Origin of the sequence: Streptomyces sp. NPDC057249, from assembly GCF_042669245.1 — a bacterium.
GTDB lineage: Bacteria > Actinomycetota > Actinomycetes > Streptomycetales > Streptomycetaceae > Streptomyces.
In genome coordinates this window covers 510256-530852 of record NZ_JBHUXS010000002.1, presented here as the reverse complement: position 1 = coordinate 530852, position 20597 = coordinate 510256, and the positions used below count along the sequence as shown (strand labels likewise).

Sequence of the window (20597 nt, the reverse complement as noted above, 5' to 3'; positions counted from 1 at the left end):
CGGACTACGCCGGTCCGGCGATCACCGCGACCGGGCTCTCCAGCGGCGTCCCCGAACCGTCGCGCCGCGGGTCGGGCTCGGGCAGCGAGGCCGGGGCACCGTTCTTCTGAGCCGCCCTGGCCGGCAGCGCGCCCGCCCAGGCGAACACCAGCACGTCCTCGCCCTTCAGGAACCGCTGGCAGCGCACCCCACCGGTCGCCCGGCCCTTGCGCGGATACTGGTCGAACGGGGTGAGCTTGCAGGTCAGGACCGAGTCGTCCAGGGTCCCGTGCGAACCGGCGACCGTGAACACCGCGGCGTCCGCCGCCGGGTCCACCGCCGCGAACGAGAGCACCTGCGCCCCGGCGCCCAGCTTGACGCCCGCCATACCGCCGGCCGGCCGCCCCTGCGGGCGCACCTGCGCGGCCGGGTAACGCAGGAGCTGCGCGTCCGACGTGATGAAGACCAGGTCCTCGTCACCCGTCCGCAGCTCCGTCGCACCGACGATCCGGTCGCCGTCCTTCAGCGTGATGACCTCCAGCTCGTCCTTGTTGGCCGGGTAGTCCGGAACCACGCGCTTGACGACGCCCTGCTGCGTGCCGATGGCGAGACCCGGTGACGACTCGTCGAGCGTCGTGAGGCAGACGACCTCCTCGTCGGACTCCAGCGTGAGGAATTCGCCGACCATCGCCCCGCCCGACAGATTGGGGGCCGCGTGGGTGTCCGGCAGCTGGGGGAGATCGATCACCGGGAGCCGCAGCAGCCGGCCGCCGGACGTCACCACCCCGACGTCACCGCGAGCCGTCGCCGCCACCGCCGAGACGATCACATCGTGCTTGGACCGCTTGGCCCCCTCCGGGACGACGATCGGCTCGTCGTTGGCCGTGCGCGCCAGCAGGCCCGTCGAGGACAGCAGCACCCGGCACGGGTCGTCCGCCACCTCCAGCGGCACCGACGCGACCTGCGAACCGGCCGACTCCAGCAGTACCGTACGCCGGGCCGTCCCGAACTTCTTGGCGACCGCCGCCAGTTCCGCGGAGACCAGCTTGCGCAGCTCGGCGTCCGATTCCAGGATCGTCGTCAGCTCGGCGATCTCGGCGTCCAGCCGGTCCCGCTCGCTCTCCAGCTCGATCCGGTCGAACCGGGTGAGCCGGCGCAGCGGCGTGTCCAGGATGTACTGCGTCTGGATCTCGCTCAGCGAGAAGCGCTCCATGAGCCGCTCCTTCGCCTGCGCCGAATTGTCGCTGGACCGGATGAGGCGGATGACCTCGTCGATGTCGACCAGCGCGACGAGCAGGCCCTCGACCAGATGCAGCCGGTTGCGCCGCTTGGTCCGGCGGAACTCGCTGCGCCGGCGCACCACGTCGAAGCGGTGGTCGAGATAGACCTCCAGCAGCTCCTTCAGCCCCAGCGTCAGCGGCTGGCCGTCGACCAGCGCCACGTTGTTGATACCGAAGGACTCCTCCATCGGCGTCAGCTTGTAGAGCTGCTCCAGCACCGCCTCCGGCACGAAGCCGTTCTTGATCTCGATGACCAGACGCAGCCCGTGCGAGCGGTCCGTCAGGTCCTTGACGTCCGCGATGCCCTGGAGCTTCTTCGCCGAGACCAGGTCCTTGATCTTGGAGATGACCTTCTCGGGGCCGACGGTGAAGGGCAGTTCGGTGACGACGAGACCCTTGCGGCGCGGCGTGACGTTCTCCACGGCGGCCGTGGCACGGATCTTGAACGAGCCGCGGCCGTTGGCGTAGGCGTCCTTGATGCCGCCGAGGCCCACGATCCGCCCGCCCGTCGGCAGGTCGGGACCGGGGACGAACCGCATCAGCGTCTCCAGGTCCGCGCCCGGATGCTTGATCAGGTGCCGGGCCGCGGCGATGACCTCGCCCAGGTTGTGCGGCGGCATGTTGGTCGCCATGCCGACCGCGATCCCGGTCGTGCCGTTGACCAGCAGGTTGGGGTAGGCCGCCGGGAGGACGACCGGCTCCTGCTCCTGACCGTCGTAGTTCGACTGGAAGGCGACCGTCTCCTCGTCGATCGACTCCGTCATCAGCGAGGTCGCGTCGGCCATCCGGCACTCGGTGTACCGCATGGCGGCAGGCGGGTCGTCGTTGCCCAGGGAGCCGAAGTTCCCGTGTCCGTCGACCAGGGGGAGGCGCATGGAGAACGGCTGGGCCATGCGCACCAGCGCGTCGTAGATCGACGCGTCGCCGTGCGGGTGCAGCTTGCCCATGACCTCGCCGACGACCCGGGCGCACTTCACGAAGCCGCGGTCCGGGCGCAGGCCCATCTCGTTCATCTGGTACACGATGCGGCGGTGCACCGGCTTCATGCCGTCACGGGCGTCCGGCAGGGCCCGTGAGTAGATCACCGAGTACGCGTACTCGAGGAAGGAGCCCTGCATTTCGTCGACGACGTCGATGTCGAGGATCTTCTCCTCGAAGTCGACCGGCGGCGGGGTCTTCGTGCTGCGGCGGGCCATCGCTGCTGCGACTCCTTCACGGATTTCGAGCGGGCAACCTCAGGTTCCCTCAGGTTCTGACGCGGTCCATTGTGGACCGCCCCACTGACAACCCCGACCTCGACCCGTCCCAAAGGGCCCGCGCCGTGCGTCCCGAGGCGGCGGAAGAACCCCTTCCGGCGAATTTCGCGCGAACCTCCGCAGGACGGGAACTTCGGCAGGTGCCGGTTCGCTTGCATACAGTGGCGGGTGTCTTGAAGCAACCTTCGAAGCAGCCTCCCGCAGGGGCTTCTTCATACGGACATCCAGTAGCGCGATCGAAGGGACGTACATGCCCATGGGTCACACGGCCACAGCCCAGGCCGGCTCCGGCGGCTTGACAGCGACCGAGCACCGTCTGGCCAACGGCCTGCGCGTGGTGCTCTCCGAGGACCATCTGACCCCGGTCGCGGCGGTGTGCCTCTGGTACGACGTCGGCTCCCGCCACGAGGTCAAGGGCCGTACGGGCCTGGCCCACCTCTTCGAGCACCTGATGTTCCAGGGCTCCGGCCAGGTCAAGGGGAACGGACACTTCGAGCTGGTGCAGGGCGCCGGCGGCTCGCTCAACGGGACGACCAGCTTCGAGCGGACCAACTACTTCGAGACGATGCCCACGCACCAGCTGGAGCTGGCCCTGTGGCTCGAAGCCGACCGGATGGGTTCGCTGCTCGCCGCGCTCGACGAGGAGTCCATGGAGAACCAGCGCGACGTCGTCAAGAACGAGCGCCGCCAGCGCTACGACAACGTCCCGTACGGCACCGCGTTCGAGCGGCTGACCGCGCTGGCCTACCCCGAGGGCCACCCGTACCACCACACCCCGATCGGCTCCATGGCCGACCTGGACGCGGCGACCCTGGAAGACGCCCGCGCCTTCTTCCGTACGTACTACGCGCCGAACAACGCGGTGCTGTCGGTCGTCGGCGACATCGACCCCGAGCAGACCCTCGCCTGGATCGAGAAGTACTTCGGCTCCATCCCCTCCCACGACGGCAAGCAGCCGCCGCGCGACGGCTCGCTGCCCACGATCATGGGCGGCCAGCTGCGCGAGGAGGTCCGCGAGGAGGTGCCGGCGCGCGCCCTGATGGCCGCGTACCGGCTGCCCCACGACGGCACCCGCGAGTGCGACGCCGCGGACCTCGCCCTGACCGTGCTCGGCGGCGGCGAGTCGTCCCGGCTGCACAACCGACTGGTCCGGCGCGACCGTACGGCCGTGGCCGCCGGGTTCGGACTGCTCCGGCTCGCCGGGGCGCCCTCCCTGGGCTGGCTGGACGTCAAGACGTCCGGCGGCGTCGAGGTGGCGGAGATCGAGACCGCGGTCGACGAGGAGCTGGCCCGGTTCGCCGAGGAGGGCCCCACGGCCGAGGAGATGGAGCGCGCCCAGGCCCAGTTGGAGCGCGAATGGCTGGACCGCCTCGGCACGGTCGCGGGCCGCGCCGACGAACTGTGCCGGTACGCCGTGCTGTTCGGCGACCCGCAGCTCGCGCTGTCCGCCGTGAACAGGGTCCTCGACGTCACCGCCGAGGAGGTCAAGGCCGCCGCGCAGGCGCAGCTGCGGCCCGACAACCGGGCGGTCCTGGTCTACGAACCGGTCGAGCCCGCCGAGGCCGCCGAAGAGGCCGACGCCGCCACCGACACCGACGCGCACGAAGGGGCGGACCAGTGACCGACGCTGCCGCGACTGAAGTTTCGATGGAGTTCCACCCGCAGCCCGCCCCCGGCACCGCCCGGCCCTGGGCCTTCCCCGCCCCCGAGCGGGGCTCCCTGCCCAACGGCCTCACCGTGCTGCGCTGCCACCGCCCCGGCCAGCAGGTCGTCGCCGTCGAGATCTTCCTCGCCGCCCCCCTGGACGCCGAGCCCGAGGGCCTGGACGGCGTGGCCACGATCATGTCGCGCGCCCTGTCCGAGGGCACCGACAAGCAGAGCGCCGAGGAGTTCGCCGCCGAGCTGGAGCGGTGCGGTGCCACCCTCGACGCCCACGCCGACCACCCCGGCGTCCGCGTCTCCCTGGAGGTCCCGGCCTCCCGCCTGGCCAAGGCGCTCGGCCTCGTCGCCGAGGCGCTGCGGGCGCCGGCCTTCGCCGACAGCGAGATCGAGCGCCTGGTGCGCAACCGGCTGGACGAGATCCCGCACGAGCAGGCCAACCCGGCCCGCCGCGCGGCCAAGCAGCTCTCCAAGGAGCTGTTCCCGGCCACGGCCCGCATCTCGCGTCCGCGCCTGGGCACCGAGGAGACCATCGAGCGGATCGACGCCGCCGCCGTGCGCGCCTTCTACGACGCGCACATCCGCCCGTCCACCGCCACCGCCGTGGTCGTCGGCGACCTCACCGGCATCGACCTGGACGCGCTGCTCGCCGAAACCATCGGCGACTGGTCCGGGGACACCTCCGAGCCCCGCCCCGTCCCGCCGATCACGGCTGACGACACCGGCCGGGTGATCATCGTGGACCGCCCCGGCGCGGTGCAGACGCAGTTGCTGATCGGCCGCATCGGCGCCGACCGCCACGACAGCGTGTGGCCCGCCCAGGTGCTCGGCACCTACTGCCTGGGCGGCACGCTGACCTCCCGGCTCGACCGGGTGCTGCGCGAGGAGAAGGGATACACCTACGGCGTGCGGGCCTTCGCCCAGGTGCTCCGCTCCGGCGCTGTCGACTCCACCTCGGGTGCGACGGGCGCCGCGATGCTCGCCATCAGCGGTTCCGTGGACACCGAGTCCACCGGTCCGGCGCTGGACGACCTCTGGAAGGTGCTGCGGAAGCTGGCCGCCGAGGGGCTGACGGACGCCGAGCGCGAGACGGCCGTGCAGAATCTCGTGGGCGTCGCGCCGCTGAAGTTCGAGACGGCGGCCTCCGTCGCCGGCACCCTCGCCGACCAGGTGGAGCAGCACCTTCCGGACGACTACCAGGCCACGCTGTACGCCCGTCTCGCCGAGACCGGCACGGTGGAGGCGACCGCGGCCGTGGTCAACGCCTTCCCGGTGGACCGGCTGGTGACGGTCCTGGTCGGTGACGCCTCGCGCATCGAGGAGCCGGTCCGGGCACTCGGCATCGGAGAGGTGTCGGTCGTCACCGGCTGATCTGTCGCCCGGCCCGCCGCACGGGCAACGAGGGCTCCGGCACGCGGTCGCGCCGGAGCCCCCTGCACCTCTGGTCATTTTCGACCCTTATGCGCGTTTTGCCTGCTAAGGGATCGGCTCGCCCTGTGGTATGCGCTACAAAACTCCTTGTCCGTTTGGTGGCGGGAAGTCCGTCCGCTTAGCGTCGGGTCCGCTGTCCGCCACTCGTACGCACATCCGTGACGTACCGGGCAGTCATCGCCGAGTTCCCGTCAGGCGCGAGCCTGGGGAGCCGGGGACCCACGCAGTCCCTGGGGTGAATCGGATGTCCGCGCTCCGTCAGGGGCCAGGCGTCCGTAGGAGACCTTCCTGCTCCGAACCCTCCCCCAAGGCCTCAAGGGCCTGGGGGTGCCCCCTGCTGACCCGGTAGGCGAGAAGGAAGGAAAGGACCAGCCACCCCATGGCGTTCACCCGTGCCACCGGGAAGCACCGTGCCCCGAGCCGCCTGACGAGTGCCGGCGCCAAGGCCGTCGGCGTCGCGACGCTCGCCGCCGGCGGTGTCATCGGCTCCCTGGCCTCCCCGGCCCTCGCCGCCGACGCCGGTACCGCCCCCGCCGCCACCGAGACCGGTCTCTCCCAACTCCTCGTCATCGAGAACACCCTCGCCGACCGGATCGACGCGCAGGCCGCGGTGCAGCAGCACCAGGCCGAGGTCGCCGAGAAGAAGGCGGCGGCCAAGGCGAAGGCGGCGGCCGCGAAGAAGGCCGAGGCCGCGAAGAAGCAGGCCGCCGCGAAGGCCGCCAAGGCCAAGGAAGCCGCCAGGGCGAAGGCCGAGGCCGCCCGCGAGGCGTCCGCCCGCGCCGGCCGCTCCACCGCCCGCACCGCGCTGGGCTCGTCCTACCGGCTGCCCGTGGCCGGCTCGTACGTGACCACCGGCTACAAGTCCAGCGGCTCGCTCTGGTCGTCCGGCAGCCACTCCGGGATCGACTTCCACGCCGCGTCCGGCAGCTCGGTCGTCGCCGTCGGCGCCGGCACGGTCGTGGAGGCCGGCTGGGGCGGGGCGTACGGCAACAACGTCGTGCTCCGGATGGCGGACGGCACGTACACCCAGTACGGCCACCTCTCCTCGATCGGCGTCTCCGTCGGCCAGAGCGTCGCGGCCGGCCGGCAGATCGGGCTCTCCGGCTCGACCGGCAACTCCACCGGTCCGCACCTCCACTTCGAGGCCCGGACCACGCCGTCCTACGGCTCGGACCTGGACCCGGTCGCCTACCTGCGCGCCCACGGCGTCCGCGTCTGACCGGTCTCGGCTCCACCCGAAGGCCCCGGCACTCCGCCGGGGCCTTCGTCGTGTCCGCGCTTCCCCGCACGCCTGACGCGGCTCGACCGCACCCAAAAGATATTCATGAATTCCCGCCCGGCATCGGAAATGCGAGCGCATTGCAATAGAGTCACGCCAGAGGTGTCGATCGGCCGCTGTTCGCGGGGATTGAGGCGGAGGTTCGGACATGCGTGTTCCGGCGCATTCGGTATGCACGGCAATCCGTGACGACATCGTCTCCGGTGTCTTCGAACGCGGCAGCCGGCTCACCGAGGAGGTGCTCGCACGGCGTTACGGAGTTTCCCGCGTCCCGGTACGGGAAGCGCTGCGCACCCTGGAGTCGGAGGGCTTCGTCGTCACCCGCAGACACGCCGGAGCCTGCGTCGCCGAGCCCTCGGAGCAGGAGGCCGCCGACCTTCTGGAAGTCCGCATGCTGCTGGAGCCGCTGAGCGCCGCCCGCGCGGCCCAGCGCCGGACGGAGGCCCACCTCAAAGTGCTGCGCGGCCTGGTCAGACTCGGCCAGGAGCGGGCCCGCCGGGGCGAGGGCGAGGACCTGCGCTCCCTGGCCGGCTGGTTCCACGAGACGCTGGCCCAGGCATCCGGCAGCCCCGGCCTCATCGCCCTGCTCACCCAGCTCCGCCACAAGATCGCCTGGATGTACGCGGTCGACCAGCCGGCCCGCCCGGCCGAAGCCTGGGCCGAACACGGGGCGCTCGTGGACGCCGTGGCCCGCCGGGACGCTGAGCGGGCGAGGGTCCTGGCCGCACAGCTCGCCGAACGCCATGGCGCCGTGCACCGGCTCCGCCGCACCGCCCGCCCCGCCACCGTGCCCCGGGCCGGCCGTGTGAGGGCTTCGCAACGTGCCGTAAACACCGCGAGCGGCCGGAATTAACAAAGGGTGCGTACAAATAAAGAAAGGCGCGTGTAAAAAACTGGGGTGAGACGGCACCTGATTATTCTTTACGGGCCGCCACGCTTCACCCCGCGCACGCAAAAGCCGCGGCGCCCCATGCAGGGGGCCGCGGCTTTCCCGAAAGAATTCCGGCGGTTTCGGCCGCTCGGGCTCAGACGGTCTCCGGAAGCTCCTCAAGGCCCTCGGCGACCAGCTTCGCCAGACGGTCCAGAGCGGCCTCGGCGTTGTCCGCGTCGGACGCGAGCACGATCTCCTCGCCGCCCTGGGCGCCGAGACCGAGCACCGCGAGCATGGAGGCCGCGTTCACCGGGTTGCCGTCCGCCTTGGCGATGGTGACGGGGACGCCGGAGGCCGTGGCGGCACGGACGAAGATGGAAGCGGGGCGGGCGTGCAGGCCCTCGGCCCAACCGACGTTTACGCGGCGCTCAGCCATGGTTCTGCCCTTCGAGAATCAGCGGTTGTCTAGACCAGTGTCTCACGTGGTGCGCGATGCTCCGGGCAGACCCGCAGGCCCTCCCGGTCACCGTGTCCACGGTCGTCCGGAGACCTCAGACTGCCCCGGCCCCGGCACCCCCGCGACCCGTGCCGCAGCCGTAGGCTTTCCCCATGCAGCCCTCTCCGGAGCAGAGTCCGCATCACGCCTACCCCGATCACTGGGAGGCGGACGTGGTGCTCCGCGACGGCGGCACCGCGCGGATCAGGCCGATCACCACGGACGACGCCGAACGGCTGGTCAGCTTCTACGAGCAGGTTTCCGACGAATCGAAGTACTACCGCTTCTTCGCGCCCTACCCCCGGCTGTCCGCCAAGGACGTCCACCGCTTCACCCATCACGACTACGTCGACAGGGTGGGCCTGGCCGTCACGGTGGGCGGCGAGTTCATCGCCACCGTCCGCTACGACCGGATCGACGCGACCGGCCGCCCCGCCTCGGCCCCCGCCGACGAGGCCGAGGTCGCCTTTCTCGTCCAGGACGCCCACCAGGGCCGGGGCGTGGCCTCGGCCCTGCTCGAACACATCGCGGCAGTCGCCCGGGAACGCGGCATCCGGCGCTTCGCCGCGGAAGTGCTGCCCGCCAACACCAAGATGATCAAGGTGTTCCGGGACGCCGGCTACACCCAGCAGCGCAGCTTCGAGGACGGCTCCGTCCACCTCACCCTGAACCTCGAACCCACCGCCGAATCCCTCGCCGTCCAGCGCGCCCGGGAACAGCGCGCCGAGGCCAAGTCCGTGCAGCGGCTGCTCGCCCCCGGCTCCGTCGCCGTCATCGGCGTCGGACGCACCCCCGGCGGCGTCGGCCGCACCGTCCTGCGCAACCTGCTCGGCGCGGGCTTCACCGGCCGCGTCCACGCGGTGAACAGCGCCTTCTCCGCCGACCAGGACACCATCGACGGGGTCCCCGCGCACCGCTCCCTGGGCGGGATCGGCGAGCCGGTCGACCTCGCGGTGGTCGCCGTGCCCGCCGACCGGGTCCCGGAGGCCGTCGCGGACTGCGGCGAACACGGCGTCCAGGGGCTGGTGGTCCTCTCCGCCGGTTACGCCGAGTGGGGCGCCGAGGGCCGCGAGCGCCAGCGGGAACTGGTGCGTCAGGCGCGTGCGTACGGGATGCGGATCATCGGGCCCAACGCCTTCGGCATCATCAACAACTCCGAGGCGGTCCGGCTCAACGCCTCGCTCGCCCCGGACCGGCCCGCCTCCGGGCGCATCGGCCTGTTCACCCAGTCCGGCGCCATCGGCATCGCCCTGCTCTCCGGGCTCTACCGGCGCGGCGCGGGCCTCTCCACCTTCATCTCGGCCGGCAACCGCGCCGACATCTCCGGCAACGACTTCCTCCAGTACTGGTACGAGGACCCGGACACCGATGTCGCCCTGCTGTACCTGGAGTCGCTGGGCAACCCCCGCAAATTCACCCGGCTCGCCCGCCGCACCGCCGCCGTGAAGCCGGTGGTCGTGGTCAAGGGGGCCCGGCACAGCGGCTCCACCCCGCCCGGCCACGCCGTCCCGGTCAGCCGCATCCCCGACTCCACGGTCTCCGCGCTGATGCGGCAGGCGGGCGTCATCCGCGTCGACACGGTCACCGAGATGGTCGACGCCGGGCTGCTCCTCGCCGACCAGCCGCTCCCGGCGGGCGGACGCGTCGCCATCCTCGGGAACTCGGAGTCCCTGGGGCTGCTCACCTACGACGTGTGCCTGGCCGAAGGGCTCCGCCCGCGCCCGCCCATCGACCTCACCACGTCCGCCACCCCGCAGGGCTTCCGGGACGCGTTGTCGGCGGCGCTGGCCGACGGGGCGTGCGACGCCGTGATCGTGACGGCGATCCCCTGGGTCGGCGAGAACGGCGAGGCGGAGTCGGGCGACGGCGAGGTCCTGGCCACCGCCCTGCACGCGGCGGCCGCCGCCGGACCGGCCAAGCCGGTCGCCGTGGTCCACGTCGAGATCGGCGGCCTGGCGGAGGCGCTGTCCGCCGCCACCAGCACGGTGGCCCAGCAACGCCCGGCCACCCAGCCGTTCGCCGCGGCCCAGGGCGCTCCCACGGAACCCACCGCGCCGGTACCGGGCACCGGCAACCCCGAAAGGGAGCCCTCGGCGCCGCTACCCGGCACCGACAACCCCGAACAGACGCGGCACGGCGGCCGCATCCCCGCCTACCCCGCCGCCGAGCGGGCCGTGCGGGCTCTCGCCGAGGCCGTCCGCTACGCGCAATGGCGGCGGCAGGCAGCCGTGCCCGGCAAGGTGCCCGACTTCCTCGACGACACCATCGACGCCCCCGGCGCCGCCGCCCGCATCGACGCGCTCCTCGGCGAGGAACCCGACCCGCGCGGCCGGCCGCTCGGCCACGACGAGGCCCGCGAACTGCTCGCCTGCTACGGCATCGCCGTACGCCCCACGCTGCCCGCCCCCGGCCCGGAGGAGGCGGTGGCCGCCGCCGCCCGGCTCGGTTACCCGGTGGCGCTCAAGACGACCGCGCCCCATCTGCGCCACCGGGCCGACCTCGGCGGCGTGCGCCTGGACCTCGACAGCGAGGCGGCGCTGCGCCGCGCGTACGGCGACCTCACCGAGCTCCTCGGCAAACCGGCGGAGCTGCGGCCCGTCGTCCAGGCCATGGCGCCGCGCGGCGTCGACACCGTCGTACGGGCCGCCATCGACCCGGCCGCGGGCGCGGTGCTCTCCTTCGGTCTCGCCGGGGCGCCCTCCGAACTGCTCGGCGACACCGCCCACCGCCTGGTCCCGGCCACCGACCGCGACGCCGCCGAGCTGATCAGGTCCATCCGCGCCGCCCCCGTCCTGTTCGGCTGGCGCGGTGCCGCACCGGTGGACACCGCCGCGCTGGAGGAACTGCTGCTGCGGGTCTCCCGGCTGGTCGACGACCACCCCGAAGTGGTCTCCGTCGCCCTGGAGCCGGTCGTGGTCGCCCCGCAGGGCCTCTCGGTGCTCGGAGCGAGCGTCCGCCTCTCGCCGCCCCCGGCCCGGAACGACCTCGGCCCGCGCCGCCTGTCCAACTACTGACCCGGACCCCGCTCGCGTCCCCCCGGACCGGCCGGGGCGGGGCTCCCGCGGCGTCCCCGGCAGCCATCCGGCCCCCGTAGGATGGTTCTCATGGCTAAGACCGGTACGACGACCCAGGGGCTGCGCGCGGCGATCGAGCGCAGCGGCTACTACCCGGCCCTTGTGGCCGAGGCGGTGGAGGCCGCCGTGGGCGGTGAGCCGGTCGCTTCGTACCTGGTGCACCAGGAGACGACCTTCGACTCCAACGAGGTGCGCCGGCACGTCACGGTGCTGGTGCTCACGGACACCCGCTTCATCGTCAGCCACACCGACGAGCAGAACGCGGACACCAGCTCCCCGTCGCCCTACGCCACCACCTCGACCGAGTCGGTCAAGCTGGACCGGATCTCCTCGGTCGTGGTCAGCCGCGTCGTGGCCAACCCGGAGAAGTACGTTCCGGGCACGCTGCCCCGCGAGGTCGTCCTGACCATCGGCTGGGGCGCGGTCTCCCGGATCGACCTGGAGCCGGCCGCCTGCGGCGACCCCAACTGCGAGGCCGACCACGGTTACACCGGCAGCACCACCGCCGACGACCTGAGCCTGCGGGTCAGCGAGGCCGGGGACGGCCCGGACACCGTGCGCCAGACCCTCGCCTTCGCCCAGGCGCTCTCCGAGGCCACGGCCGCCACCCCCGCGGCCGGCCGCTGATGGCCCAGCCGGCCTGGCAGGACGACTTCGTCCCGCTGTCCGTCGATTCGGCGCCCGTCCCGGCGTACGGCAGCGGCTCGCTCGCCGACCTGCTGCCGACGCTCCTCGCGGGCCAGGAAGTCCCCGGCTTCGACGCGGCCATCGGCGAACTCGCCCCCGCCGACCGGAACTGCGTCTTCCTGATCGACGGCCTCGGCTGGGAGCAGATAAAGGCCCACCCGGACGAGGCACCGTTCCTGCACTCGCTGCTGCCCACCTCGCGCGGCGGCACCGGCCGCCCGCTCACGGCGGGCTTCCCGGCCACCACGGCGACCTCGCTGGCCTCCGTCGGCACCGGCCTGCCCCCCGGCGAGCACGGTCTTCCCGGCTACACGGTCCGCAACCCCGAGACCGGCGAGCTGATGAACCAGCTCCGCTGGAATCCGTGGACCCCGCCGAAGGCGTGGCAGCCCCACCCCACCCTCTTCCAGCTCGCCGACGCGGCCGGCGTGCGCACCGCCCAGGTCTCCGCCCCCGCCTTCGAGCAGACCCCGCTGACCAAGGTCGCGCTCAGCGGCGGCTCCTTCCTCGGCCGGCTGAGCGGCGAGGAGCGGATGGACACCGCCGCCGAACGGCTGGCCGCCGGCGACCGCTCGCTCGTCTACACCTACTACAGCGAGGTCGACGGCAAGGGCCACCGCTTCGGCACCGACTCCGACGCCTGGCGCGGACAGCTGATGTACGTCGACGGGCTGGCCCGGCGCCTGGCCGAGCAGCTTCCGCCGCGCTCGGCGCTCTACATCACCGCCGACCACGGCATGATCGACATCCCGTTCGACGAGCAGTCCCGGATCGACTTCGACGAGGACTGGGAGCTGAGCGCCGGTGTCGCGCTGCTCGGCGGGGAGGGCCGGGCGCGGCACGTCTACGCCGTCCCGGGCGCCGCCTCCGACGTGCTGGCCGTCTGGCGCGAGGTGCTGGGCGAGCAGTTCTGGGTGGCGAGCCGGGACGAGGCCGTCGCCGCCGGCTGGTTCGGCCCCACGATCGACGAGCGGGTGTACGGCAGGATCGGTGACGTGGTCGCCGCCGCCCACGACGACGTGGTGATCACCGCCTCGCGCAACGAGCCCAACGAGTCGGCCATGGTCGGCATGCACGGCTCCATGACCCCCGTCGAGCAGTTCGTCCCGCTCCTCGAAGTACGCTCGTAGCCCGTTCCGCCCCGCTCCCTCCCCCTTCCCGAAAGGTGCTCGACCCGCCATGCCCGAGCTTGTGTTCTTCTCCGGAACGATGGACTGCGGAAAGAGCACCCTGGCCCTCCAGATCGGCCACAACCGCTCGGCGAGGGGCTTGCAGGGCGTGATCTTCACCCGGGACGACCGGGCGGGAGAGGGAAAGCTCTCGTCCCGCCTCGGTCTGGTCACCGAGGCGGTCGAGGCCGACGAGGGCATGGACCTGTACGCGTATCTCGTCGCCCAGCTGTCCAAGGGCGGCCGGGTCGACTACGTGATCGTGGACGAGGCGCAGTTCCTGGCCCCGGCCCAGATCGACCAGCTGGCCCGGGTCGTGGACGACCTGGAGATGGACGTCTTCGCCTTCGGCATCACGACGGACTTCCGCACCCGGCTCTTCCCCGGCTCGCAACGGCTGGTCGAGCTGGCGGACCGCATGGAGCAGCTCCAGGTCGAAGCCCTCTGCTGGTGCGGCGCCCGCGCCACGCACAACGCCCGGACCGTGGACGGCGCGATGGTCGTGGAGGGCGCGCAGGTCGTCGTCGGCGATGTGAACCGCGCGGCGGGCGAGGTCGGTTACGAGGTCCTGTGCCGCCGGCACCACCGCCGCCGTGCGACCGCGGCCTCCGCGCAGGCGGGAGCCCTCTCCCCGGACGTCCTGCCGGTGAGCTCCGCCTGACGCTCAGCCCGCCGCCCGCAGCGGGCAGCCCGAGCCGGCGCGGGCGGTGAGGTCGGCCCGCAGCGCGGTGAGCCGGGCCATGCGCGCGTCGATCACCGCGATCTTCTCCTCGAACAGCGCGGACAGCGCCTGCGCGCTGTCCGGCGCGTCGCGCAACTCCTCGCTCGTGCGCGCGATCTCGGCCAGCGAGAAGCCGAGCGCCTGGGCGGTGCGGACGTAGGCGAGCCAGGGCACCGTCTCGGGCGGGAAGTCGCGGTAGCCGTTGGGCAGCCGCTGCCCGGAGATCAGCCCGGTCCGCTCGTAGAAGCGGAGGGTGTCCCTGCTCAGTCCCGTCTGCGCGGCCAGCTCCCCGATACGCACGGTCGTCTCCCACCCCCTGGGTTCGCGGACTTGACCTTGGACAGTACTCCAGTGTCTACGGTCGGGGGCGTCCGTGAAGGAAGCCGTCAGGAGCCCCGCTGTGATCCGTACCGTCACGCCCTCCCACCCCGCCTACGCGCGTTTCGTACGCGCGAGCGCGTGGTACGACCTCGTCGTCACCGCGGGGTTCGCCACCCCGTGGACGTACCGGCTGGTGCACAGCGCCCTGTCCCGGTTCGGGGAGGCGATCGGGGCGGGCGGGCTTCCCGCCCTCGACCCGATCGAAACCCTGTACGCCAACCTCATGGGTTCGGTGGTGGTCGTCTGGGTGCTCCTGCGCCTCGTCCGGCCGCAGCCGGTGCACGGTCTGTACGACGGCCTCGCGCGCACGCTGTTCGCCGTGTGGCAGGCGTACGCGCTCGCCCACGGAGCTCCCCACTGGCTCTGGCTGTTCCTGGTGGCCGAAGTGACGTTCGGCGTCGTCCAGCTCGCGCCCTGGCGGCTCGTGCGCGTCGCCGTCAGCGCGCCACCGAGCGCTGGATCGTGAAGACCGCGCCCTCCGGGTCGGCGACCATGGCGACCCGGCCGCTCGGGCCCTCCCTCGGCGGGCTCAGGACCTGCCCGCCGAGCTCCGCCACCTGCCGAGCGGCCTCGTCCGTGTCGGCCACCTCGAAGTACGTCATCCAGTGCGGCCCCCGGTCGCGCAGCAGGGCGTGGCCGACGCCGTGCAGCGAGGCCACCGGCCGCCCCTGGAGGTGCAGGGTCTGGTAGTCGAAGTCCGCCGAGACGACGGCCTTGGTCTCGTAGCCGAAGACCGCCTGGTAGAACTTGGCGACCGTCGACGTCTCCCGGGTCACCAGCTCGTTCCAGACCGGGGTGCCGGGCGCCCCGGCCAGCGCGGTGCCGATGTGCGCCGCCGCCTGCCAGATCCCGAAGACGGCCCCGCCCGGGTCGGAGGCGATGGCCATGCGGCCCGCGTCGCCCGCGTCGAGCGGCCCGACGCCGACCGTGCCGCCGCAGGCCCGGATGGTCTCCGCCGTCTGGTCGGCGTCGTCGGTGGCCAGGTACGTCGTCCAGGCGATCGGGAGGTGGCGGTCCGGCGGCAGCTGCCCGATGCCCGCGACCTCCTTCCCGTCGATCAGTGCCCGTACGTACGGGCCGAGCTGTTCGGGGCCGGGGCCGAACTCCCAGCCGAACAGTTCGGCGTAGAAGTTCCGGGTCGTGCGCAGGCCGTGCACGATCAGGCTCACCCAGCAAGGTGTTCCGGGTGTACGCCGAGCGGCAGCCTCGGTCATCGTCACTCTCCTCGGACCATCGTGGTGGCCGTACGGGAAATCGGGGCCGGCGCGCCGTGGTGCGGTGCGGGTCGTGTACGCCCCGAGCAGATGCTTGCACCACCGGGCGCGGGATGCGCTCCGGCCGCGCCGTCGTGTCCGGGATCTCGCCCCGGGCGGGCTGGTTTGTCCCGGTATGAACGCTTGGTCGTTGTTACGGGAGACCGGGCGTCTGCGCGAGGATGGCACGCATGAAGCCCATCATCTCCGCGTCCGAATGCGCGAGCGAACTGGCGGGGCCGCGTCCGCCGGTGCTCCTGGACGTACGTTGGCAGCTCGGCGGCCCGCACGGCCGGCCCGACTACGAGGCGGGGCACATCCCCGGCGCGGTCTTCGTGGACCTCGACACGGAGCTCGCCGGCCCGGCCGGCACCGGTGGCCGCCACCCGCTGCCCGACCCGGAGGAGTTCGGCGCCGCGATGCGCCGCGCCGGGGTCCGCCGGGGCGGCCCGGTGGTCGTCTACGACGGCGGTCAGGGCTGGGCCGCGGCCCGCGCCTGGTGGCTGCTGCGCTGGGCGGGGCATTCCGACGTACGGGTGCTGGACGGCGGCCTCGCTGCCTGGACGGGGGAGCTGTCGAAGGAGGCCCCGGACCCGGCCGAGGGTGACTTCGTGCCCGCCCCGGGAGCGCTGCCGCTGCTCGACGCGGACGGCGCCGCGGCCCTGGCCCGCTCGGGTGTCCTGCTCGACGCGCGGGCGGCCGAGCGCTACCGGGGCGATGTGGAGCCCATCGACCGCGTCGGCGGCCACATCCCCGGCGCGGTCTCCGCACCGACCGGCGAGAACGTGGACGCGGACGGGCGCTTCCTGAGCCCCGAGCGCCTGGCCGCCCGGTTCGCCGGGCTGGGCGTCGGCGGGGAGGCGGGGGAGATCGGCGTGTACTGCGGCTCGGGCGTCTCCGGGGCCCAGCAGGTGCTGGCGCTGGAGCTCGCCGGGCACCGGGCCGCCCTCTACGCCGGTTCCTGGTCGCACTGGTCCGCCGACGAGTCGCGCCCGGTCGCCACCGGACCCGACCCCCGGTAACGGCACGCCGTCGCGCGAGGACGACGCAGGGCCGGTACGCGCTCGCGTACCGGCCCCGGCCATGCCGTTCTAGTCCTGCTTCTTGCGGCGGGTGCCGAAGACGATCTCGTCCCAGCTGGGCACCGCCGCCCGGCGCCCGGGCCGGACCCCGTCCGCCTCGGCCTGCCGGTCCGTCGTCCCGGTCAGCCGGTCGCGGTGACCGGCGACCGCGCGCGGCATCAGGACGTCCGCGTACGCGGAGCCCGCTCCGGCCGACGCGGCCGGCGGCTCCTCGGCCTCCGGTTCCCGCTCCGCCGGTTCGAGCGCGGGGGGCTCGGGCGGCGCGGGCCGCTCCGGCACGACCATGTCACCGCGGAAGCTGGGCACCGCCTCCAGCAGGCTGGTGAGGGAGTCCCGCTCGCTCGCGGTCACCCCGGCGATCCGCTCCTCGGGCTCCGAGGGCGGCGGCGGGGCCGGACGCTCGATCTGCCGGTCCAGCGCGCGGTCCAGCGGCCGGTCGCGGGGCAGCCGGGCGATGCGGGGCACGAATGGGAAGCTGGGCTCGGGCGCCGCGACCTCGTCCGTCTCGCCGATCAGCGAACGGGCCTCGTCGTCGACGGCCTGGACCAGCCGGCGCGGCGGGTCGTACGTCCAGCTCGCCGAGTGCGGCTCGCCCGCGACCCGGTAGACGAGGAGGACCTCCCAGGTGCCGTCGTCGCGGCGCCAGGAGTCCCACTGGACGGTCTCCTTGTCGGCGCCGCGCAGCAGCAGGCGCTCCTGCACCGCCTCGCCGAGCTGGGGGCCGGTGTTCTCGCCGGGACGGCGCACGGGAGTCTTCCGGGCCCGCTCGGCCATGAAGGCGCGCTCCGCGAGCACGGGGCCCTCGAAGCGGCGGACACGGTCGACGGGGATTCCGGCGAACTGGGCGACCTCCTCGGCGGAGGCGCCGGCTCGTATCCGTGCCTGGATGTCGCGCGGGCGGAGGTGGCTCTCCACCTCGATCTCGATCTGGCCGAGCCGGGCGCGGTCGTTGCGCACGGCGGCTCGCAGCCGCTCGTCGATCGGAAGCGTGTACTCCGTGCTGTCCGCAGCCTTGAGCACCAGTCGTGTGCCGTCGTTGGAGACGGCCACGACACGCAGTTCGGGCATGGGGACCTCCCGGGTGGTGCCTGCCGACGTCACGTGCGTCGCTGCTTCCGCTAGTCGAGTGTGGCCTGCCCGGGTGCAGCCTGCCACAACATTGCCGTGTTGCCCGGCGTGTCGGGCGTGAGCCCTTGATCGCCGGTATGCCACGGTAGCCCTTGCGCAACGCAAAGTGACCGATGGTCACTCCGTGTAGCAGGCCGCCGTGCGATGCCGTGCGCCGCCGGATCGAGTGCCTCCTTCGGCCCCCTCCCGAAGGTTCCGGACGCCCGCGCGGGTGTCCGGCCCCAGGGCTCGCCACAGTACTCCATTCGGGCCATGTGGGTGGACCGCCGCGCCGTCGAAGTTCTCGTGAGGTGCGGGAGCTTGCCTACCCCTCTCGACGCCTTCCGCTCATGATCCGTGTCGTGCTTCACACAATCCACGCAACCGGAACTTTCGGCTTCGCTCACGTGTCCCTAGTTGGTGCAGGGTGGGAGAGATGTCAATCAAGGGCTGGAAATGGTGCAGAAGCCGGAAAGTGGCACAGAACCCAAGGAGAGGCGGATCGATCTGAGCCTGCCCCAGGTGGCGGGCAGCGCGGTGGCCGCGGTGGCGGCGGCCGTGGCGGCTTCCCAGCTCGGCGTGTACGGAACCATCGCGGGCGCCGGAGTGATGAGCGTCGTGGCGACCTGCGGCGGCTCGGTCTTCCAGCACTTCTTCCGTCGTACGGGGGAGCAGATCCGCGAGGTGACGGTCCAGGTGAAGCACCCGGACCGCGAGGTGACCGTCCGCACCCGCGAGACCGGTGCGCGGCACCCGGAGTCCCTGCCGCGGGAGACCGTCCTGCTGGGAGCGGTGGACGACGCCACGACGGCGCTGCGGCGCGTGGACCCGCGGTCGGACGAGACGACGGTCCTGCGCCGCGTCGAACCGCAGCCGGACGAGACGACGCTCCTGCGCCGCATCGAGCCGGACGCGACGACCGTGCTGCGCCGCGTGGAACCCGACGCGACGACCGTGCTGCGCGGTCCCGCCGCGGGTGCCGGGCCGGACGAGGAGTTCTCCGAGGCGACCACGCACGGCACCCGGCTGCGTGGCTGGAAACGGTCGGCCATCGGCGCGGCCGTGGTCTTCGTGGTCTCGATGGCGGGCATCACCACCTACGAACTGATCTCCGGCAGCGACCTGAGCGGCGGTCACGGGACGACCGTGGGTTCCGTCGTACGCGGCGAGCGTGACGCGGGCCCTTCCACCCCCACCCCCGCCGAAACCACCCGCCCCGGTCAGGACGCGTCGGACCCGGCGCGGCCGGACCAGGGCACGGCCACCCCCGGCACGGGCGCCCAGGACGACGACACCACCGTCCCCCAGCCGGACCGCAGCGGCGGTCCCACCGAAGGGGCGACGCCCTCGCCCACCCCCTCGGACCCGGCGGACGGCGGCGCCGAGCCCACCCCCACACCCACCCCGAGCACCACGGACGGCGGCGGGAGCGCGGTGCCCGACCCGACGGCCACGGACGGCGCCCCCGCGCCGGCGGGCACCGGCGCGGGGGAGTGAGCCCGGGCGGCCGGGGTCAGTCGCCCAGCACCCGGCGCAGGTAGTCGTTGCCGAACAGCCGGTCCGGGTCCAGCCGGTCCCGGACGGCCGTGAACTCACCGAAACGGGGGTACACCCCGGAGAGGTACGCGGCGTCCCTGGTGTTGATCTTGCCCCAGTGCGGGCGGCCGCCGTGCGCGGTCATGATCCGCTCCACCGCCGTGAAGTACGCCTGGTGGGGCGTGCCCCGGTACAGGTGGACGGCGATGTACGCGCTCTCCCGGCCCGACGCCGTGGAGAGCGCGATGTCGTCGGCGGGCGCGGTGCGCACCTCCACCGGGAAGCTGATCCGCAGCGGCGAGCGGTCCACCATCGCCCGGACCTCGCGCAGCGCCTCGACGGCGGCCTCACGCGGCAGCGCGTACTCCATCTCCACGAACCGCACCCGGCGCGGGCTGGTGAACACCTTGTACGGGATGTCGGTGTACGTACGCGCCGACAGGGCCCGGCTGGAGATCCGGGCGATCGAGGGGATCGTGGCGGGCACGGCCCGGCCGAGCGCGCAGGCGACCTGGAAGACGCCGTTGGACAGCAGCTCGTCCTCGATCCAGCCGCTGACCTTTCCGGGCGGGGCCGCGGGGCCCGCGCTGCGGTTGTTGCGCTTGGTGTTGCAGTTTCCGGTGTGCGGGAACCAGTAGAACTCGAAGTGCTCGTTCTCGGCCACGAGCTGATCGAACTCGGTCGTCACCTGGTCGAAGCTCATCGGCTCCTCGCGGGCGGTCAGCAGGAAGACCGGCTCCACGGCGAAGGTGATGGCGGTGATGACGCCCAGCGCGCCGAGCCCGATCCGCGCCACCGCGAAGACCTCGGCGTTCTCGGTCTCCGAGCAGCGCAGCACCGTGCCGTCCGCGGTGACCAGCTCCAGGGCGCGTATCTGCGCGGATATGGACGCCGAGTCGCGGCCGGTGCCGTGCGTACCGGTGGAGGTGGCTCCGGCGACCGTCTGCTCCATGATGTCGCCCATGTTGGTGAGCGAGAGGCCCTCGCGGGCCAGCGCGGCGTTGAGGCGCTTCAGCGGGGTGCCCGCCTCGACGGTCACGGTCATCGCCTTGCGGTCGATCTCGCGGATGCCGGTCAGCAGGTCGGGCCGGATCAGCAGCCCGTCGGTGGCCGCGGTCGCGGTGAACGAGTGCCCGGTGCCGACCGGCTTCACCCGCAGCCCGTCCTCCGACGCCCTGCGCAGCGCCTCGGCCAGTTCGTCCACGGACGCGGGGGACACGGTCCGGGCCGGCCGGGCGGTGACGGTCCCCGCCCAGTTGCGCCACGGGCTCGTCGCCGTCCGTGCGTAGGTCTCGGTCATCTTCCCCGCGCCCTTCCCTAGGAACCGGCCCACCGA

Annotated in this window: 17 protein-coding genes; 11 read left to right on the top strand and 6 right to left on the bottom strand. The window is 72.8% G+C overall.

Annotation, left to right across the window (positions count from 1 at the left end; translation table 11 throughout):
- Positions 1–4 precede the first annotated feature (4 nt).
- Positions 5–2455 (bottom strand): DNA topoisomerase (ATP-hydrolyzing) subunit A, encoded by a 2451-nt coding sequence (locus ACFUJY_RS05925; protein ID WP_383295087.1) that lies wholly within the window; start codon positions 2453–2455, stop codon positions 5–7.
- A gap of 310 nt (positions 2456–2765) precedes the next feature.
- Here ACFUJY_RS05925 and ACFUJY_RS05920 point away from each other — a divergent pair, with 310 nt between their 5' ends.
- From ACFUJY_RS05920 to ACFUJY_RS05905, 4 genes are all read left to right on the top strand, one after another.
- Entirely contained in the window at positions 2766–4136 is a 1371-nt protein-coding gene (locus tag ACFUJY_RS05920; RefSeq protein ID WP_383295084.1) for a M16 family metallopeptidase, read from the top strand.
- A gap of 26 nt (positions 4137–4162) precedes the next feature.
- Positions 4163–5545: a M16 family metallopeptidase gene (locus ACFUJY_RS05915; RefSeq protein ID WP_383295081.1), complete on the top strand. Its 1383-nt coding sequence runs from the start codon at positions 4163–4165 to the stop codon at positions 5543–5545.
- A gap of 439 nt (positions 5546–5984) precedes the next feature.
- A complete protein-coding gene (locus ACFUJY_RS05910) occupies positions 5985–6824 on the top strand; it encodes a M23 family metallopeptidase (protein WP_383295078.1) in 840 nt (279 codons plus the stop codon).
- 208 nt (positions 6825–7032) lie between these two features.
- Positions 7033–7737: a GntR family transcriptional regulator gene (locus tag ACFUJY_RS05905; RefSeq protein ID WP_383295075.1), complete on the top strand. Its 705-nt coding sequence runs from the start codon at positions 7033–7035 to the stop codon at positions 7735–7737.
- A gap of 172 nt (positions 7738–7909) precedes the next feature.
- Here the strand turns inward: ACFUJY_RS05905 and ACFUJY_RS05900 are convergent, their stop codons facing one another.
- Entirely contained in the window at positions 7910–8191 is a 282-nt protein-coding gene (locus ACFUJY_RS05900; RefSeq protein WP_018105371.1) for an HPr family phosphocarrier protein, read from the bottom strand.
- A gap of 173 nt (positions 8192–8364) precedes the next feature.
- Between ACFUJY_RS05900 and ACFUJY_RS05895 the strand changes: the two genes are divergently transcribed.
- The 4 genes from ACFUJY_RS05895 (at position 8365) to ACFUJY_RS05880 (ending at position 13842) form a co-directional block, all read left to right on the top strand.
- On the top strand, positions 8365–11265 hold the full coding sequence (locus ACFUJY_RS05895; RefSeq protein WP_383295072.1) for a GNAT family N-acetyltransferase: 2901 nt from the start codon (positions 8365–8367) through the stop codon (positions 11263–11265).
- A 90-nt stretch (positions 11266–11355) separates the two neighbouring features.
- Entirely contained in the window at positions 11356–11952 is a 597-nt protein-coding gene (locus ACFUJY_RS05890) for a DUF5998 family protein (RefSeq protein ID WP_018520601.1), read from the top strand.
- Positions 11952–13142, top strand: a complete 1191-nt coding sequence (locus ACFUJY_RS05885) for an alkaline phosphatase family protein (RefSeq protein WP_383295069.1) — start codon at positions 11952–11954, stop codon at positions 13140–13142. The genes ACFUJY_RS05890 and ACFUJY_RS05885 overlap by 1 nt, the downstream gene beginning before the upstream one ends.
- Before the next feature lie 49 nt (positions 13143–13191).
- Positions 13192–13842 (top strand): thymidine kinase, encoded by a 651-nt coding sequence (locus tag ACFUJY_RS05880; protein WP_383295066.1) that lies wholly within the window; start codon positions 13192–13194, stop codon positions 13840–13842.
- 3 nt (positions 13843–13845) lie between these two features.
- On the opposite strand, the gene ACFUJY_RS05875 is transcribed toward ACFUJY_RS05880, so the two are convergent.
- Positions 13846–14202, bottom strand: a complete 357-nt coding sequence (locus tag ACFUJY_RS05875; RefSeq protein ID WP_383295063.1) for a MerR family transcriptional regulator — start codon at positions 14200–14202, stop codon at positions 13846–13848.
- A gap of 100 nt (positions 14203–14302) precedes the next feature.
- Between ACFUJY_RS05875 and ACFUJY_RS05870 the strand changes: the two genes are divergently transcribed.
- The gene (locus tag ACFUJY_RS05870; protein WP_383295060.1) at positions 14303–14749 is read left to right on the top strand and encodes a hypothetical protein; all 447 of its coding nucleotides are present in this window, start codon (positions 14303–14305) and stop codon (positions 14747–14749) included.
- Here ACFUJY_RS05870 and ACFUJY_RS05865 read toward each other — a convergent pair.
- Positions 14721–15497 carry a VOC family protein gene (locus ACFUJY_RS05865; protein ID WP_383295058.1) on the bottom strand — a complete coding sequence of 259 codons (777 nt, stop codon included), beginning with the start codon at positions 15495–15497 and terminating at the stop codon, positions 14721–14723. The two genes, ACFUJY_RS05870 and ACFUJY_RS05865, sit on opposite strands and share 29 nt — an antisense overlap.
- A 230-nt stretch (positions 15498–15727) precedes the next feature.
- On the opposite strand from ACFUJY_RS05865, the gene ACFUJY_RS05860 reads away from it, so the two are divergent.
- Entirely contained in the window at positions 15728–16558 is an 831-nt protein-coding gene (locus ACFUJY_RS05860) for a sulfurtransferase (RefSeq protein ID WP_383295055.1), read from the top strand.
- A gap of 69 nt (positions 16559–16627) precedes the next feature.
- On the opposite strand, the gene sepH is transcribed toward ACFUJY_RS05860, so the two are convergent.
- A complete protein-coding gene (gene sepH / locus ACFUJY_RS05855) occupies positions 16628–17686 on the bottom strand; it encodes a septation protein SepH (protein ID WP_383295052.1) in 1059 nt (352 codons plus the stop codon).
- A gap of 495 nt (positions 17687–18181) precedes the next feature.
- Between sepH and ACFUJY_RS05850 the strand changes: the two genes are divergently transcribed.
- Positions 18182–19222, top strand: a complete 1041-nt coding sequence (locus ACFUJY_RS05850) for a hypothetical protein (RefSeq protein WP_383295049.1) — start codon at positions 18182–18184, stop codon at positions 19220–19222.
- 16 nt (positions 19223–19238) lie between these two features.
- Here ACFUJY_RS05850 and ACFUJY_RS05845 read toward each other — a convergent pair whose 3' ends face one another.
- Positions 19239–20561, bottom strand: a complete 1323-nt coding sequence (locus ACFUJY_RS05845) for a D-arabinono-1,4-lactone oxidase (protein ID WP_383295047.1) — start codon at positions 20559–20561, stop codon at positions 19239–19241.
- Between the last annotated feature and the right edge of the window lie 36 nt (positions 20562–20597).